This window comes from Vibrio sp. JPW-9-11-11 (genome assembly GCF_013369335.1).
Classification (GTDB): Bacteria; Pseudomonadota; Gammaproteobacteria; order Enterobacterales; family Vibrionaceae; genus Vibrio.
Window position 1 is genome coordinate 561,397 of sequence record NZ_SZQJ01000004.1, and the last position, 17,518, is coordinate 578,914.

The following is a 17,518-nucleotide window of genomic DNA, read 5'->3' on the forward strand; positions in this document are numbered from 1 at the left end:
AAAAGACCGAGGCATGCCTCGGTCTTTTACGTAGTGGGAAGGGGAAACTTAAACTTGGCTTTCAGAGGCTTTGAGCGCACGTTCTTCGTAGTCTGAAGCCCAATTACGCAACGATTGCCATAGGCGCCCCAAGGTCTCGTGCCAGTAACGTTCGGTTTGTTCTAAGTAAACCGCTTTTGGGGTGTATTTGGCCCAAGCTTGGGTAACTTTATCGTGCGCAAGATAGTTAGTCGGTGCCGGGTAGGGTTTTAACCCAGCAGAATGAAATTCATTTAGAGCTCGTGTCATATGACTCGCTGAAGTCACCACAACCAACTTCTTGGTGGAAACAAAAGCCGCCGCTTGGCGAGCCTCTTCCCAGGTGTCTTTGGCAGTTTCAAGTAAAATGATGTCAGATTTAGACACGCCGAGCGACAACGCCACTTTCGCCATCATACGTGCGTTACTCACCTCTGAGCCGCCTGAGTAACCAGATAAAATCAACTTAGATCCAGGGTAGATACGCATAATCCGAATGCCTTCAGCCAAGCGCATTAAACCTGTGCGACTTAGCTCTGAGGTAGGAGGGATCTTATCGTCAACGACATGGCCACTGCCGAGCACCATAATATAGTCGATCGACTCATCGACGGGGAAAAATGCCGAGTATTGACGCTCTAATGGCATTAACAAACGTGAGGAAACCGGTTGGAAGGCGATGAGGAAAATGCCGATAAAGGAGAATAGAACAACAAAGCAGCCACTCTTTTGTTTGCGAGTAAACATGATCAGCATCAAGCCAAACAACCCGATGATCAGCATGGCGGGAAGCGGCATGAGTAAAGAAGACACTACTTTTTTCAGCTCAAACATACTAAATAGTCCGAAAAAACATCAATTGATAATAATTTAAGAGAAAGCCTCTTTATTCCTGCTTTTCTTGTGACAGAATAGCAGCACGATTAGACATGATAACTCAAGCTGCTGTGACTGAAGACCGCAATTTCGACGATATTGCCCACAAATTTGCAAAAAATATTTACGGCTCTGACAAAGGCGAGATTCGTCAAGTCATTGTTTGGGAAGATCTTCAACAAATACTGGACGCTTTGGCAGGCGGTGAAAATAGGTTGGATATCTTAGATGCGGGCGGAGGTTTGGCGCAAATGTCGCAAAAGCTTGCCGAACTCGGACATCAGATTGCGTTATGTGATCTATCTTCTGAAATGCTGCAATTAGCGCAGCGGGATATTGCAAAAAATGGCTTGCTTGAGCAGTATCGCTTCATCCATTCGCCAGTTCAATCTATTGAGCAACACCTCACTAAAAAAGTGGATGTTGTACTGTTTCATGCGGTCATGGAATGGCTTGCTGACCCAAGACCCGCACTAGAAACCGTTCTCAACCAGGTCAAACCTGGCGGGATGGCCTCGGTGATGTTCTATAACCATCATGGGTTGGTCTACAAAAATGTTGTTTGTGGCAATATCCCTCATGTTTTGGATGGGATGCCACACAGAAAAAGATTTAAATTACAGCCACAAAAAGGCTTAAAACCCGAACAGGTTTATCAATGGATAGAGCAAGCCGGGTTCACAATTTGTGGCAAATCTGGGATCCGCTGTTTTAGCGATTACATCGGTGATCGCCAATATATGGGGGATTATCAGCCAGAAGATGTGTTGGCACTAGAAAGACAATTGTGCAGACAAGAGCCGTACCTCTCGTTAGGCCGATACATACATGTATGGGCACAGAAGAAAAATAAGCAGGACTAACAATGAGTGAGATGACTCTAAACGCTGCAGAGCAGCCGATCGATGAACTGGTCGGCTGGGTCAAACAGCACGATTTCTCATTGAACCTATCCAACGAACGCCTAGCATTTCTGATTGCGATTGCGGTCTTGAGTAATGAAAGGTTTGATGAAGAATTAGGTGAAGGTGAATTGCACGATGCATTCACTATCGTCACCCGCCTATTTGCCGATACCGGAGAGGCGTCGGCGTTTCGCGCGAACAATGCGATTAATGAAATGGTTAAGCAGCGTTTGATCAGTCGCTTTACCAGTGAGATCAATGATGGTGCAAGTATTTATCGTTTATCACCATTAGCGATTGGTATCACGGATTACTACGTACGCCATCGAGAGTTTTCAAAGCTTAAGCTCTCTATTCAGTTGTCGATGGTCGCAGACGAGATGGCCAAAGCGATTGAGTCGGCTCGACAAGGTGGTACGCCCGGCCATTGGCGCAAAAACGTTTATGGCGTTCTCAAGTATTCCGTCGGTGAGATTTTCGATCAAATTGACCTCAACCAACGCGTGATGGATGAGCAGCAGCAGTCGGTAAAAATGCAAATTGCTGAACTGCTTAATAAAGATTGGCGCGATGCGATCAATAACTGTGAAACATTGCTGTCAGCCACATCCAATACCTTGAGAGAGCTGCAAGATACCCTCCAAGCTGCAGGCGATGAACTGCAAACGCAAATTCTCGATATTCAAGAGCTGGTTTACGGAGATGACGAACTCGAGTTCATCGCCGAGACACTATTTGGTTTACAGATGAAGCTCGATCGAATTACCAGCTGGGGACAACAAGCGATTGACCTTTGGATAGGCTACGATCGCCATGTGCACAAGTTTATTCGTACCGCTATCGACATGGACAAAAACCGAGCCTTCAGTTCTCGTCTGCGTCAGTCGGTCAAAGACTACTTTGAGATGCCATGGTATCTGACTTACGCTGATGCCGAGCGTCTTACCGATCTGCGTGATGAGGCCTTAGTGCTCAGGGACGATGAAGTCACCGGTCAAGTGCCACTGGAAGTTGAATACGAAGAGTTTCAACAGGTAAACGATGAGTTGTCAGAGCGGATTGGCCATATGCTGAGCGCACATAAACAGCAGGGTACGCCGATTGATTTAGGTTTGGTGCTTCGCGACTACCTATCCCAACATCCACACACTCATCATTTCGATTTAGCCCGAATTGTTATCGATCAAGCCGTGCGTCTAGGTTATTCCGAATCCGATTACCAAGCGATTCAACCAGACTGGCAAGCGATCAACGATTATGGTGCAAAGGTACAAGCAAATGTCATCGACCGATATTAATGAATACATGTCAGATAATCTGGCCAAAGCAATTTCGAACCCATTGTTTCCAGCGCTAGATAGCATGCTGCGAGCGGGTCGTCATATTTCTAGCGAAGATCTCGATAATCATGCCTTGCTGTCTGATTTCGAGGTCGAGCTCTGTTCTTTTTATCAGCGCTACAATACGGAACTGGTCAAAGCGCCTGAGGGCTTTTTCTATTTACGTCCGCGCTCAACTTCCCTGATTGGCCGCAGTGTTCTGTCTGAGCTCGATATGCTGGTTGGCAAAGTGTTGTGTTTCCTCTATCTGAGCCCAGAGCGTTTAGCTCATGAAGGTATTTTCACCAATCAAGAGCTGTACGAAGAGTTGCTCGCGTTAGCCGATGAAACCAAGTTGATGAAGCTAGTCACCCATCGCGCAACAGGTTCTGACCTTGATAAAGAGAAGCTGTTTGAAAAAGTGCGCACATCACTGCGTCGCTTGCGTCGCTTGGGCATGATTATCAACATTGGAGAGACCGGGAAGTTCAGTATTAGCGAATCGGTGTTTCGCTTTGGTGCCGATGTTCGTATTGGTGATGATATGCGTGACGCTCAGCTCCGTCTGATTCGTGATGGCGAAGCGGTTGTTCACACGAAAGAGCCGAGTCAGGGCAGTTTATTAGAGCAGGCAGACGAAGAGTCGGTCGAACAAGAAACGATGAAAGAGGGTGACGCATGATTGAACGTGGTAAATATCAATCGCTGACCATGATCAACTGGAACGGCTTCTTTGCACGTACCTTCGATATTGATGGCTTAGTCACTACGCTCTCGGGAGGGAACGGTGCGGGTAAATCGACCACTATGGCGGCGTTTATTACGGCTTTGATCCCTGACCAAACGCTGCTTCATTTTCGTAACACGACAGAAGCGGGCAGTAACCAATCTTCTCGTGATAAAGGATTGTACGGCAAGCTGCAGGCTGGAGCCTGTTATGCGGCGTTAGACGTGGTGAACTCGCGTCATCAGCGACTGTTGTTTGGGGTTAAGTTACAACAGGTGGCCGGTCGCGACAAGAAAGTGGATATCAAGCCGTTTGTGATTCAAGGTTTACCGAGTGATGTAAAACCAACGGACATCTTGATTGAAAGCGTCTCGGATACTCAAGCGAGAGTGCGCCAAATCAACGAAGTGAAAGAGTCACTAGCGCAGTGGGAAGGGGTTCAGTTTAAAGCCTTTTCTTCGATTGTTGACTACCATGCACAGATGTTTGAATTTGGTGTCATTCCAAAGAAATTGCGTAATTCAAGTGACCGTTCTAAGTTCTACCGCTTGATCGAAGCTTCTCTCTATGGCGGGATCTCAAGCGCGATCACTCGTTCGTTGCGTGATTATCTTCTACCACAAAATGGTGGGGTTAAAAAAGCCTTCCAAGATATGGAATCGGCGCTGCGCGAAAACCGCATGACGCTCGAAGCAATCAAAACGACCCAAGCCGATCGCGATCTGTTCAAACATTTAATCACTGAATCGACGAACTACGTCGCGGCGGATTATATGCGTCATGCTAACGATCGTCGCAATAAACTCGAGCAAACTTTGTCGCTTCGCTCTGAGCTATTTAGCTCACGTGAGATCCTGCATGAGCAAAATGGCTTGCTTAATCGAGTGCAAGAAGAGCTGGAGCTATTGATTGAGTCAGAGTCATCGCTTGAGCAAGATTATCAAGCCGCTTCTGATCACCTTCAGTTAGTGCAGAATGCATTGCGCCAGCAAGAGAAGATTGAACGTTATCAAGAAGATCTTGAAGAGCTCAGTGAGCGTCTTGAAGAGCAGATGATGGTTGTCGAAGAGGCGCAAGAGCGAGTGATGATGGCAGAGGAGCAAGCTACTCTCGCCGAAGATGAAGTAGATAGCCTCAAAACTCAACTCGCTGACTACCAACAAGCGCTTGATGTTCAACAAACACGGGCATTGCAATATCAGCAAGCGGTCGAGGCTCTTGATAAGGCAAAGCAATTATTGGGGGATGAGAGCCTCTCTGCTGAGTCTGCACAGGCCTTGATTTCTGAACTAAAAAGCACCGAAGCCGAAAAGACTAACCGATTGTTATCGCTTAAGCACAAATTGGATATGTCTTCAGCAGCGGCACAGCAATTTGAGACGGCTTTGCAGTTAGTCCAGGCCATTGCAGGGCCAGTGGAACGCCAAGACGCCCCACAGCAAGCCAAAAAGCTATTGATCAAAGCGCGCGACGCTCATCAAATCACGCAAAACGAATCGCAATGGCGAGAGCAGCATCGAGACCTTGAGCGCCGTCTTAACCAGCAACGTCAAGCCCGTGAATGGGTGAGTGAATATCAAAAACAGTGTCAGGTCGAGCTGACCAGCGAAGCGGTCTTTGAGCAAGAGCGCGAACGTCACACTGTGCAGATTGAAGCGCTACAAATGGCCCAGGAAGAGCTTCGAGAGCAGCGCAGCGAACAGCGTCGCCTTGAACAAGATGCCGCCGCCGATATCAGCAAGCTCGAAGCACTGGCACCTACTTGGATTGCCGCGAATGACACATTGCAAGCCTTGCGTGAGCAAAGTGGCGCTGAGCTTGAGAGTAATTCGGCGGTTATGAGCCAAATGCAGATTGTGCTTGAGAAAGAGAAACAGCTTTCAGTTAGCAAGGACAAACTGGCACAGCGTCGTCAACAACTTGAAGGTGAAATAGAACGCCTTGCTTCACCAGGCGGTTCAAACGATCCTCGCTTAAAAGGCCTAGCGGATACTTTAGGTGGTGTGCTGTTATCAGAAATTTATGATGATATAACCATTGATGATGCACCGTATTTTAGTGCCATGTACGGTCCAGCGCGTCATGCGATTGTGGTGTCAGACTTGACTGATATCGAGCAGAAACTGGTGGAGCTGGACGACTGCCCGGAAGATCTCTACATCATCGAGGGTGATATTGATGCCTTTGATGACAGTTCGTTTGATGCGGAAGAGCTCGAAGGTGCGGTGTGCGTACGAATGAATCAGCGTCAAATGCGTTACTCGCGTTTGCCTGAGATCCCTTTATTTGGACGAGCGGCGCGTGAACAACGTTTAGAGCTACTGCGTAACGAACGTGAAGAAGTGGTAGAAGAGCATGCTAAGGCGGCATTTGACGCACAGAAGATGCAGCGCCTTTACCAAGCGTTTAATCAGTTTATTGCTCAGCATATTCATGTGGCGTTTGACGCAGATCCAGAACAAGCACTCGTCTCCCGGCGTGATAAGCGCAACCAGATTGCGCGCATGCTGGCCGAGCTTGAGAATAAAGAGCAACAGCAGCGTTCTCAACTGCAAGTGAGTAAACAAGCGTTGGCACTGCTCGATAAGTTAGCGTCCACCATGTCGCTGATTGAAGATGAGACTTTACGTGGCCGTTTTGACGAATTGGAAGAAAAAATTGCTCAGCTCGTCGATGCTAAAGCGTTTTTAAATCAACACGCCAAATCGGTGGCTGAGCTAGAACAAGTGGTGACAGCGCTAGACGCCGACCCTGAACAGTTTGACGCGCTGGAAGCTGAATACCAAGCGGCAGATCAGCAATTGCAAGCGCTTAAAAAGCAAATTTTCGCGTTGGCCGATCTTGTGGAGCGTCGCCACTATTTTGCCTACTCGGACTCGGTTGACCTTCTCAATCAGAGCAGCGAACTGAGCGAGCAGTTAAAAGCGAAGCTCGTGCAGGCGGAGCAAATTCGCACTCGCTCTCGCGAAGAGCTCAAACAAGCTCAAAGTCAGATCAACCAATACAACCAAGTACTGGCTTCTTTGAAAAGCTCTCATCAAGCCAAACAAGAAACGGTTCAAGAGTTTAAACAAGAGCTGCAAGAGTTTGGCGTGACTGCGGATGAAGGTGCGGCCGAGCGTGCAATGCGCCGTCGTGATGAGCTGCAAGAGCGCTTACATACCTCCCGTAGTCGTAAGAGTGAGTATGAGCGTACCATCACCTCAACCGAACTAGAGATGAAAGCGCTGGCAAAACGCTTGAAGAAAGTTCAGAAAGAGTATGTCGAACTGCGCAGTTTTGTTGTGGCGGCGAAAGCAGGCTGGTGCTCTGTATTGCGACTCGCGCGTGAGAACGATGTTGAACGTCGATTGCACAAACGTGAACTGGCTTACCTGTCGGATAACGAGTTGCGCTCGATGTCGGATAAGTCACTTGGCGCTCTTCGCTTGGCGGTCGCCGACAACGACGATTTGCGCGATGCGCTACGCCTCTCTGAAGATAACGCTCATCCAGAGCGCAAGGTTCTGTTCTATATTGCGGTTTATCAACACCTTCGAGAGCGTATTCGTCAAGACATCATCCGTACCGATGATCCTGTCGAAGCGATCGAAGAGATGGAAGTAGAGCTGGCGCGTTTAACCGAAGAACTGACTCAGCGTGAAAATCGTTTGGCGATCAGCTCTGATTCGGTAGCAAGTATCATCAAGAAGACGATTCAGCGTGAACAAAATCGTATTCGTATGCTTAACCAAGGCTTGTCGAATATTTCGTTTGGTCAGGTTAAAGGCGTGCGCTTGAATGTGAAGATTCGTGAAAGCCATGAAGTGCTACTCAATGGCTTATCTACGCAGCAAGAGCAACATAAAGACCTGTTTGAATCACCTCGCTATACCTTCTCTGAAGCGATGGCGAAGCTATTCCAACGCGTCAATCCGCATATCGACATGGGTCAACGTTCTCCACAAGTACTGGGTGAAGAACTACTGGACTACCGTAACTACCTCGAGCTAAGTGTTGAGGTTAACCGTGGTTCAGATGGTTGGCTGCAGGCAGAGTCAGGCGCACTTTCTACCGGTGAAGCGATCGGTACTGGTCAGTCAATTCTGCTTATGGTGGTACAAAGCTGGGAAGAGGAGTCGCGTCGACTGCGTAGCAAAGACATCGTTCCTTGTCGCCTGTTGTTCTTGGATGAGGCGGCACGTCTGGATGCGAAGTCTATCTCGACCTTGTTTGAATTGTGTGACCGTTTGGACATGCAGCTCCTTATTGCTGCCCCAGAGAATATCAGCCCTGAGAAAGGAACCACCTATAAGCTGGTGCGTAAAGTCTTTAAAGATCATGAGCATGTGCATGTGGTTGGTTTGAGAGGCTTTGGGCAAGAGCAAAAGCCAAAGAGTGAAATCCAACAGCTGGTGGAAGAACTCTAATAGTACAGACAGAAAAAAGCCCGCAATTGCGGGCTTTCTTTTGATGAGTCTTTGTTGCTAAGAAGTGACTTCTTTAGCAAAAATGCCAAACTGCCTGGCGGCATAAGCCACTCGCTCGGCGGGTTTCGGATATTCGGCAGGCGACCCTAAGTTTTCGATATGATGCAGGCGAGGCAATAATCCGGCTCCATTGGCAATCTGAATCGCCAATCCAGGACGAGCGTTTAGCTCTAGCACCATCGGGCCTTCTTCTTTGTCGAGCACCATATCGGTACCCATGTAGCCAAGCCCGGTCATTTCCCACGCACTCGATGCTAGGGTTAGAAGCCTTTCCCAATGTGGCACCTTAAGCGTCGACAGCTCTTTTCCTGTGTCAGGATGATGGGTGATCGGCTGGTCAAACTGGACCGCGCGTACCGCACGCCCGGTCGCGATATCGATACCCACGCCTACCGCACCTTGGTGTAGGTTGGCTTTTCCGTCTGAAGCCGAAGTGGAGCAGCGCATCATCGCCATAACTGGATAGCCTTTGAAAACGATAATACGCACATCAGGTACGCCTTCGTAACTAAAACCATCAAAACAGTCGTCAAACTTAATCAGGTTCTCAACGACCGCCACGTCGTTTTTTCCTCCAAGAGAAAACAGGCCAGCAAGTGCATTACTAATGTGGCGCTCTACATCTTCTTGGTTAATGGTGGCGCCAGAAGGCTTGGTGTACACGCCATCCTTATGTGAAACGATCACTAAGATGCCCTTGCCGCCGCTGCCCTGTGCTGGCTTTATCACAAAGCCAGGCCAGTTTTTGACCATATTGTGAATGGTTTTTACTTCGGCCTGATTGCTGATCACGCCAATCAATTCTGGAGTGGTCGCACCGTGCTGCTGAGCGATGATTTTGGTTTTCAGTTTGTCATCGACCAAAGGGTATTTCGAGCGATCATTATAGCGACCAATGTAGCTATGATTTCGCTTGTTCATTCCCATAATGCCTTTATGATGCAGCTTACCCGGTGAGGTAAACTGAGCAGCAAAACGTGAAAGCATACTTAATCCTCCGCCAACGGCTTAAAGCGACGCAGCTCAGTGAGGCGGTAACCTGTATAGGTACCGAGAAGCAAAATACCCGCTAAGACGATCAATTGCAGTCCGATAAAGTTGAAGGTTAAGTGCTGAATGAACGCGTTCGTCATCGCCAAGTAGACTAAGACAGCGGTCAGCAATGAGCCTCCCCCCTGTAGTACCACTTCCTTCGCACCTTCTTCCTCCCAAAGAATTGACATGCGTTCAATGGTCCATGACAGGATGATCATCGGGAAGAAGGTGATCGACAGCCCTTCGGTAAGGCCGATCTTGAAGGCCACCACGGTAAACACAGAAATAATCATGATGACAGTAATGATCACTGCAGATATACGGGCTACCAAGAGTAAGTTGAGTTTCGACAGATAACTTCGAATTACTAGGCCAGTTCCCACAATCAGCAAGAATCCAACGATACCTGTGACTAATTGGGTTTGAACGAAGGCCACCGCTATCAATACAGGCATAAAGGTGCCTGATGTTTTCAGCCCAATGATTACTCTTAGGAACACCACGATAAGCGCGCCGATTGGGATTAGCATGATGGTCTTAAACATCGCTTGCTCTTCGAGTGGCAAGCTGTGAATTGAGAAGTTAAGTAACCCATCGGCTTCAACTTTGTTGGCCGTCGCTTGGGTTGGCGTCACTTCAAGCGCAATCATCGAAAAATGCACTTGGCTGTTTTGTCCACCGACTAGGTCCAGCAGCGACACGTTCGACTCATCCCACACCAACAGGTTGTCGGCAATGATTTGATTGATTTTGTTCGGGTTAAACAGCACCCAATCCGCCCCATCCCAGACTTGGTTCATATGTTGGATGGTTTGGCGGCGTCTACCGTCTTCTAACTCTATTACGCCTACCACTTTATTCGGGATGTTGGCGTACGACAGAATCGAGTTGACCGCCTCTACCTTAGACATGGTGTTGAGCACCAATGATGCGTTTTGGCTATCGGAGTCGTTGAGAGACTTAATCAGTTCACGCGTAAAGGTGACATCATCCGCAGAGCGTTGATTTGCGCGTTCAATCAATGCGATAGCCGCGGCTTCAACTGGGCCTTCAAACGTCGGTGATGAGATCTCTTCGCCCGGAGGCGTGGGATCGACTTTAGCGTGAGGGTCGACTAAAAACTGAGTTTTGTAATAAATGGTTTGTGGGCCGTTTGCGTGACGAATTGACCACTCTGCGCGTCGACCTGTATCGGTTTCTAAGTAAGAGACTCCGTAACCAGGTGAAGAGGATGACTCGCTGATTAGGGTGAAGCCTGTTTGAGTATGAGGAGCCGCCAATGAAGCTTTGACTGGCTTATCTTGACCATTGAATTCGATGCGCGCTTCAATATCCCACACTTGGCGAGTTTCGCCTGGTGTCCAAGGCACACCATAAGTTTGATGGCGGAACATGCTTAACGCGATGCCCGCTAAAATCAGTAGCACTACTGAAAGATAAAAAGGAACTTTAGACGTCATAAACTCACGCTACCTTTATTGTTTTTGAGGGGAGTTCGCATGGATGTACTGTTGGCTAACATCAACAATTGCGATGTCACGAATAAACTCACGACCTAGTAGTACAGGATGACTCATTTGAGAGCGATCTGCCAAGGTAAATTGCGCTTTTTCATGGATTTTTCCGAGCCTTACCCATAACTCGACTACCGCACGTCGTTCAACTTCATCATTGCTTGATTGGCGAATTTTAACAAAACGTACAATCGGCGCTTCTATCCAGTTTGAATCGTCAAGAGGCGTCTCCCCGTCAGAGAGATGAAAGCGAACCCAATTGTTGCCATTGCGCTCAAATTGTTGGATATCAACCGCATTTAATGACGAGGTGGCGGCTCCGGTATCAATGCGTGCATCAAACACTTGCTTGATTGAATCTATAGTGACTTTCTCAACTTCGCCGAGCAGCAGTTCATCTCTTGGCACTGGTGTATAAATCGGCGCAGGTTGCGCTTGAGCTTTTTTCTCCGCTTCACAGCGCTGCGCAAGTGACTCGTATTTGAAGTCTTTGAGTTCTTTTTCCAGGTCACTTAGGCGAGTTTCTAGGTTTTCAATGTAATCGTTTTGATTACTGATATGTGTATTGAGGCTTTGAAACTGCTCTGTCAGATTGGTCTCGGACGACTTAATCGCTGCGACAGTTTGCTGATGGTACTTTTCACTATTGGTTAAGGTGCAGCCAGAGAGAAGAATAACAGTTACGAGGGGAAGAGTTCTTGTAAACATTGATTAGCCTAAGTTAGGTTGAGATTGTGTGCTTAAGAGGTCCACTCAATCCCTATGTCTACTTATCGAAGAATAGGCAGTTACTATCGCTAATAATATGATTCTTAAATGATAAGTACAAAAAAGGATGCGATTTCAGCATCCTTTATATTGTAAAATGGAAACGAACAGAGAGGAATCCATTTCACGGCGACTTGAGTAAACTCTCTGTCAATTTGTCGCAATTATGGTTTCTTTGCGACTAACACGGCTCGTCTTGGCGCAGGGTGACCTTCTACGGTTTTACTTGGATCATTTGGATCGAGGTAATCGGGCAGTGAGTTGTGCGTCATCCAGTCTGTGGTACGTTGTTCGCCAGTGGTGGTGACGTTTTCATCCACAATACGCACATCAACAAATCCGACTTGTTCAAGCCAAACCTTAAGTGCAAGCGCAGATGGGAAAAAGTACACGTTGCGCATTTGTGCATAGCGATCAATCGGAACCAATACCGAGGTTTCATCCCCTTCGATAACCAGTGTTTCTAAGACGAGTTCGCCACCTGCCACTAATTGGTCTTTCAACTGGATAAGATGATCGAGCGGTGAACGGCGATGGTAAAGCACACCCATGCTGAAGACAGTATCAAAGGCTTCTAGCTTAGGTAGCTGCTCAATGCCAAGTGGCAACAGGTGCGCACGCTGGTCATCGCCCATCAGCTTACGAATGGCTTCAAACTGAATAAGGAATAGATGAGAAGGATCGATGCCAACCGTGAGTCGAGCGCCTTCGCCGAGCATCCGCCACATATGGTAACCATTACCACAACCTACATCGAGCACACTGCGATTGTTTAATGGGGAAATATGGGGCAATACACGGTCCCATTTCCAGTCGCTGCGCCATTCTGTGTCAATGTGAATACCATGCACAGTATAAGGGCCTTTGCGCCAAGGGTGGAAAGTGCGCAGCAGGCTCTCTAGCTTTTTAAGTTCACCTTCATGAAAAGGCGTGTCGTTGCTAATAGTAACTGAGTGTTTGATATCCACTTGGTTCGGCGCACCTTGCGGAATTTTGTTCAGTGCTTTCACCCAGCGACTAAAGTCACCGTGCTCAGCATTTTGCCAATCTGTTAACTGTTGAGGCAACACGTTTAGCCATGGTTGAAGACGGGTATCTTGGGCAATTAACTGATAAAAATTAGCAAAGTTGAACATAGTTTTTCACTGATTTGGTGGTGTAAAAATTAAGTGTGTCATCCCTTACAGTGAGGGACGAACATGATAGGGAATCTCAACTTTTCGTTGTTGACAAGAGATCCCCAACTCGCTCGTTCCTCGTTCTTGACGATGACGTTTTAATAAGAGCGAGCGGTATGGCTAATCTTATTTTATCGCGAACATCGAGCCAAAGTTAAAGCACTGGAACCATATATCAAAACTGCTAAAGCCGATTTTAGCGAAACGCTCTTTGTGTTCTTGCTTCGAATCTGGACGCATGACGTTCTCAATTGCACTGCGTTTTTGACTGATTTCCAACTCGCTGTAGCCATTGGCACGTTTAAAGTCGTGATGGAGGTCGATCAGAAGCTGGTTGGCTGCCGAATCCTCGAAGACAAATTTTTCTGAAACAATCAGAATACCGCCAGGACGTAAACCCGCGTAGATCTTCTCTAACAGGGTGTAACGATCATCTGGAGAGAGAAACTGCAGAGTGAAGTTAAGCACCACGACAGAAGCGTTTTTAATTTCGATATTGCGAATGTCTGCTTCAACAACATCAACCGGAGTGTCGCTGCGGTATGCGTTTACGTGCAACTTGCAACGCTCGACCATGGCAGAGGAATTATCGACAGCGATGATCTTACACCCTTCTTGTTGAATGTGGCGTCGCATCGACAGAGTGGCGGCGCCAAGAGAGCATCCTAGGTCGTAGATGTGAGTGTGTGGTTTAACAAATCGCTCTGCCAGCATGCCAATGGCAGAAATAATATTGCTGTAGCCGGGTACAGAGCGTTGAATCATATCCGGAAAAACTTCAGCAACACGCTCATCAAAGGTGAAATCACCAATTTTATCGATCGGCGCTGAAAAAATGGTATCTGGATTGCTGTTAGGGTTCATAACCAAATCTCTGCATACATGCTGACGGGATTCTTAGTCTTCAAAAACGTCAGGCATCAAAAAAGGCGCGTATTTTATGAAAAATTCGCGCCTCTGTCATGCGTTGAGCAAATTATTGTTAGAACAACTGTAATCGCGAGTTGCCATCGGTGACCAGAAAAGCAGGTAACTCGATTAATGGAACCTTTAGCTATAGCTGTTTATACAGCTGCAGCTGAAACTTGGGGGCAAGCATATTATCTGGTGCCGTGATCCTCAAGCAAGACTGAGTGCCTTGTCCAATCCAAACGGGTAGCTTGTTAAACAAAGGTTCGAAACAATGAAAGCTGTCACTCAGCTCCGGATGGTCGACGAAGTGAGGCTAGGAATGGATAGCAGTCGCAATTACATGTACACAAGGTTATCCGGCTCACTCTTCGCTTTAAGAGGTTGTTATTTATCTAAAACTCACCAATTAGCGAATAATTTTCCATAGATATCAAATTCTATATGCTTAAAACTTATACACATTGTTTTAGTAATAATAGATTTATATACTCTGTGCTCATTTACACATCAATAGGTATGTCGTTCTGTTTGGTGTGTAAAATATCCCATTTAGCAGCTAAAAATAACAAACAGGAATAATGATGTTCAGTAGTAAAACGTCAGTACTAGGCTTACTTTCCCTCTCTATTTTACTCGGTGGTTGTGCTTCAAAAAATAACGAGCAAACTAGTGTAGAACAACAATCAGATGCAAAGGTTGAAGTGGGTGCGACCGCCACAGTCAAAGAGTCTGGTCTCGCTACACCTGCGTTTAAGAATAAACAGCTTGTTGGTTACAACTTCCAGAAAGGCTTCGCTGTTCCAGCAAAAATTGGGAACTTTTTTGGCTTGAGCTACACCGCAACTCAATCGCTTAAAATGACGTCAGATGCAACTGACGCAAAAGTATACAAGAGCTTACCTGTTGTTATAGAAGTCACTCACCCAGAGATCAACGGCTCAACCAATAGTAGATGGAACGACACGCTATATTTTGGCCGCGACAACTTTGCAATGTGGCAGTTTGAATCAGACGCAGAGCTTGTAAGCGGTAAATGGACAGTAGCTGTTAAACTCAATGATCAAGTCATTGCAGAGCAAAACTTCTTTGTTCAAGTTCCACCCAAAATGCCGGCTAAAGTGGCACAAGTTTGTAAGGCACAAGTAGAACTGTTCCCTCAACCACTTCAAGAAGCTCATACAGCATGTTGTGAGAGTAATGATGCACAAGCCTGCTACAACTTCGCCTGGCGTGGTTTGGAGCGTGTTCGTGACAAAGAAGGCGCATTGCTATACTACGCAAAAAGCTGCGATTTAGGTGATGTTTCGGGCTGTCGAACGGCAGCAAAGTTCGCTAAGACCGAAGACCAAAAGTTGGAGTTCTTTAACAAAGGCTGTGATTTGAAAGACTTTGAAAGCTGTATTGATGCAGATCGTCAGTTCTAGCCTTCACGACGCTTTAAACTAAAAAGAGCCGCACTTAAAGGGTGCGGCTCTTTTATTTTGAGGATAAATCGGTGGACATTGTGCAGCTTTCGTCGATTTATATCCCCGAGTTGTGCAACATGCAACTCACAGATTCTCGGGATATTGACCAGCCTGTTTCGTTCGAACAATCAGATCGGCCGTTTGCATTCAACCGATTGGTATGATCAGCAAAGGTCATCTGATTGTCGTTTCCCGGCGCAAGAATGCTTTGCTCTGACTATGCTGAATCAGCTTGCCCGATATTCTTTTAATCATAGTCTGTGTCGCCTGTGTGCATTTTACGAGAGTTTTGCTGAGTTAGGTAATTTCACGCTATAATCCCGAGCAATTTATTCGTTTTGGCGTGCTTTTGAGCATTTGTTGTACTAAAAAGCACCAGTGAACGATAAAACACAATTAATCGTATGTTGAGTAGTCGATTTTCATAGGCTTTCAGCGTATAAATGGAACTTTGCTCTATGGGTAAACTTAACACCGATAGAGAGTAATCAACAAATTTTAAGAGATTGGGAAATTCATTATGCGTACCCATTACTGTGGTCACCTGAACAAGTCCCTTGCAGGACAAACTGTAGAACTGTGCGGCTGGGTTAACCGTCGCCGTGATTTAGGCGGTCTTATATTTATCGATATGCGAGATCGTGAAGGCGTTGTTCAGGTAGTTGTCGATCCAGATATGGCAGATGCGTACGCAGTGGCTAACACGCTACGTAATGAATTCTGTATCAAGCTAACGGGTGAAGTTCGTGTTCGTCCAGACAGCCAAGTAAACAAAGATATGGCGACGGGTGAAGTAGAGATCATCGCGAAAGGTCTTGAGATCATCAACCGTGCAGACGTGCTACCTCTTGACTTCAACCAGAAGAACTCAGAAGAGCAGCGTCTTAAGTACCGTTACCTGGATCTACGTCGTCCTGAGATGAGCGATCGCATCAAGCTACGTGCAAAAGCTTCAAGCTTTGTTCGTCGTTTCCTAGATGATAACGGCTTCTTAGACATCGAAACACCAGTACTAACGAAAGCGACACCAGAAGGTGCGCGTGACTACCTAGTACCGAGCCGTGTTCACAAAGGAAGCTTCTACGCGCTTCCGCAGTCTCCACAGCTATTCAAACAGCTATTGATGATGTCTGGTTTTGACCGTTACTACCAAATCGTTAAGTGTTTCCGTGATGAAGACTTGCGTGCAGACCGTCAGCCAGAGTTCACTCAAATCGATATCGAAACGTCATTCATGACGGCTGACGAAGTTCGTGCCACCACTGAGAAGATGGTTCGCGACATGTGGCAAGAGCTACTAAACGTTGATCTTGGCGATTTCCCAGTGATGCCATTTAGCGAAGCGATTCGTCGTTTCGGTTCTGATAAGCCAGATCTACGTAACCCACTAGAGCTAGTGGACGTGGCTGACCTAGTGAAAGACGTTGAATTCAAAGTCTTCTCTGGCCCTGCAAATGATGAGAAAGGTCGCGTTGCAGTCATCCGCGTTCCTGGTGGTGCGTCACTGACTCGTAAACAAATCGACGGTTACGGTGAGTTTGTTGGCATCTATGGCGCGAAAGGCCTAGCGTGGATGAAGGTTAACGACCGCGCGGCAGGCTTGGAAGGCATTCAATCTCCAGTGGCTAAGTTCCTTAGCGAAGATGTGATCAACGGCATTCTTGATCGCACTCAAGCAGAATCTGGAGACATCATCCTATTTGGTGCAGACAAAGCAAGCGTCGTTGCAGAAGCAATGGGCGCGCTACGTTTGAAACTAGGTACAGATCTTGAGCTAACAGATACTTCAGCGTGGACTCCATTATGGGTTGTTGACTTCCCAATGTTTGAAGAAGACGACGAAGGAAACCTACACGCGATGCATCACCCATTCACATCGCCTCTAGGTGTGACTGCAGAAGAGCTAAAAGCGAACCCAGCGGCAGCGAATTCAAACGCATACGACATGGTAATCAACGGCTACGAAGTGGGTGGTGGTTCGGTACGTATCCACAACGCTGAAATGCAATCAGCAGTATTCGATATCCTTGGTATCGAAGCTGACGAGCAACAAGCGAAGTTTGGCTTCCTACTCGACGCACTTAAGTTCGGTACACCTCCACACGCAGGTTTAGCATTCGGTCTTGACCGTCTAGTAATGCTGCTATGTGGCACAGAGAACATCCGTGATGTTATTGCCTTCCCGAAAACAACGGCAGCGTCATGTTTATTAACAGACGCTCCAAGCCTTGCAAACCCAGCAGCGCTTGAAGAACTTGCCATTGCGGTTAAAGCTGCCGAGAAGAAAGACGAAGAGTAACTTCAGTTATCTCAAAATCGAAAGCCGCTTGG

At 47.1% G+C, this 17,518-nt stretch carries 12 protein-coding genes; 6 read left to right on the forward strand and 6 right to left on the reverse strand.

Annotation, left to right across the window (positions count from 1 at the left end; translation table 11 throughout):
* Positions 1-48: 48 nt before the first annotated feature.
* Positions 49-852: an envelope biogenesis factor ElyC gene (gene elyC, locus FCU94_RS05100; RefSeq protein WP_176287451.1), complete on the reverse strand. Its 804-nt coding sequence runs from the start codon at positions 850-852 to the stop codon at positions 49-51.
* Positions 853-947: 95 nt separating this feature from the next.
* On the opposite strand from elyC, the gene cmoM reads away from it, so the two are divergent.
* From cmoM to mukB, 4 genes are read left to right on the forward strand one after another with little or no spacing between them, the layout of a single operon-like run.
* Entirely contained in the window at positions 948-1,757 is an 810-nt protein-coding gene (cmoM, locus tag FCU94_RS05105; RefSeq protein ID WP_176287452.1) for a tRNA uridine 5-oxyacetic acid(34) methyltransferase CmoM, read from the forward strand.
* A 2-nt stretch (positions 1,758-1,759) separates the two neighbouring features.
* Positions 1,760-3,097 (forward strand): chromosome partition protein MukF, encoded by a 1,338-nt coding sequence (gene mukF, locus FCU94_RS05110; protein WP_176287453.1) that lies wholly within the window; start codon positions 1,760-1,762, stop codon positions 3,095-3,097.
* Entirely contained in the window at positions 3,078-3,800 is a 723-nt protein-coding gene (mukE, locus tag FCU94_RS05115; RefSeq protein WP_176287454.1) for a chromosome partition protein MukE, read from the forward strand. Before mukF ends, mukE begins: the two co-directional genes overlap by 20 nt.
* Positions 3,797-8,254: a chromosome partition protein MukB gene (mukB, locus tag FCU94_RS05120; RefSeq protein ID WP_176287455.1), complete on the forward strand. Its 4,458-nt coding sequence runs from the start codon at positions 3,797-3,799 to the stop codon at positions 8,252-8,254. The genes mukE and mukB overlap by 4 nt, the downstream gene beginning before the upstream one ends.
* A gap of 57 nt (positions 8,255-8,311) precedes the next feature.
* Here the strand turns inward: mukB and FCU94_RS05125 are convergent, their stop codons facing one another.
* The 5 genes from FCU94_RS05125 to cmoA form a co-directional block, all read right to left on the reverse strand.
* The gene (locus FCU94_RS05125; RefSeq protein ID WP_176287456.1) at positions 8,312-9,301 is read right to left on the reverse strand and encodes an alpha-L-glutamate ligase-like protein; all 990 of its coding nucleotides are present in this window, start codon (positions 9,299-9,301) and stop codon (positions 8,312-8,314) included.
* Between the two features lie 2 nt (positions 9,302-9,303).
* Positions 9,304-10,809, reverse strand: a complete 1,506-nt coding sequence (locus FCU94_RS05130) for an inactive transglutaminase family protein (RefSeq protein WP_176287457.1) — start codon at positions 10,807-10,809, stop codon at positions 9,304-9,306.
* Between the two features lie 15 nt (positions 10,810-10,824).
* Complete coding sequence (locus FCU94_RS05135) at positions 10,825-11,571, reverse strand: ATP-dependent zinc protease family protein (RefSeq protein WP_176287458.1); 747 nt, start codon at positions 11,569-11,571, stop codon at positions 10,825-10,827.
* A gap of 224 nt (positions 11,572-11,795) precedes the next feature.
* On the reverse strand, positions 11,796-12,767 hold the full coding sequence (cmoB, locus tag FCU94_RS05140; RefSeq protein ID WP_176287459.1) for a tRNA 5-methoxyuridine(34)/uridine 5-oxyacetic acid(34) synthase CmoB: 972 nt from the start codon (positions 12,765-12,767) through the stop codon (positions 11,796-11,798).
* A gap of 168 nt (positions 12,768-12,935) precedes the next feature.
* Positions 12,936-13,673 carry a carboxy-S-adenosyl-L-methionine synthase CmoA gene (gene cmoA, locus FCU94_RS05145; RefSeq protein ID WP_176287460.1) on the reverse strand — a complete coding sequence of 246 codons (738 nt, stop codon included), beginning with the start codon at positions 13,671-13,673 and terminating at the stop codon, positions 12,936-12,938.
* A gap of 629 nt (positions 13,674-14,302) precedes the next feature.
* Here cmoA and FCU94_RS05150 point away from each other — a divergent pair.
* Together FCU94_RS05150 and aspS are read left to right on the forward strand one after the other, a co-directional pair.
* The gene (locus FCU94_RS05150; protein WP_176287461.1) at positions 14,303-15,145 is read left to right on the forward strand and encodes a DUF3859 domain-containing protein; all 843 of its coding nucleotides are present in this window, start codon (positions 14,303-14,305) and stop codon (positions 15,143-15,145) included.
* Between the two features lie 562 nt (positions 15,146-15,707).
* On the forward strand, positions 15,708-17,486 hold the full coding sequence (gene aspS, locus FCU94_RS05155; protein ID WP_176287462.1) for an aspartate--tRNA ligase: 1,779 nt from the start codon (positions 15,708-15,710) through the stop codon (positions 17,484-17,486).
* The last annotated feature ends 32 nt before the right edge of the window (positions 17,487-17,518 follow it).

Coding starts and splice junctions, on each gene's coding strand:
- cmoB (WP_176287459.1), bottom strand. CDS start 12,767: ATGTTCAACTTTGCTAATTTTTATCAGTTAATTGCCCAAGATACCCGT.
- mukB (WP_176287455.1), top strand. CDS start 3,797: ATGATTGAACGTGGTAAATATCAATCGCTGACCATGATCAACTGGAAC.
- cmoA (WP_176287460.1), bottom strand. CDS start 13,673: ATGAACCCTAACAGCAATCCAGATACCATTTTTTCAGCGCCGATCGAT.
- FCU94_RS05135 (WP_176287458.1), bottom strand. CDS start 11,571: ATGTTTACAAGAACTCTTCCCCTCGTAACTGTTATTCTTCTCTCTGGC.
- mukE (WP_176287454.1), top strand. CDS start 3,078: ATGTCATCGACCGATATTAATGAATACATGTCAGATAATCTGGCCAAA.
- aspS (WP_176287462.1), top strand. CDS start 15,708: ATGCGTACCCATTACTGTGGTCACCTGAACAAGTCCCTTGCAGGACAA.
- FCU94_RS05125 (WP_176287456.1), bottom strand. CDS start 9,301: ATGCTTTCACGTTTTGCTGCTCAGTTTACCTCACCGGGTAAGCTGCAT.
- FCU94_RS05130 (WP_176287457.1), bottom strand. CDS start 10,809: ATGACGTCTAAAGTTCCTTTTTATCTTTCAGTAGTGCTACTGATTTTA.
- mukF (WP_176287453.1), top strand. CDS start 1,760: ATGAGTGAGATGACTCTAAACGCTGCAGAGCAGCCGATCGATGAACTG.
- elyC (WP_176287451.1), bottom strand. CDS start 852: ATGTTTGAGCTGAAAAAAGTAGTGTCTTCTTTACTCATGCCGCTTCCC.
- FCU94_RS05150 (WP_176287461.1), top strand. CDS start 14,303: ATGTTCAGTAGTAAAACGTCAGTACTAGGCTTACTTTCCCTCTCTATT.
- cmoM (WP_176287452.1), top strand. CDS start 948: ATGATAACTCAAGCTGCTGTGACTGAAGACCGCAATTTCGACGATATT.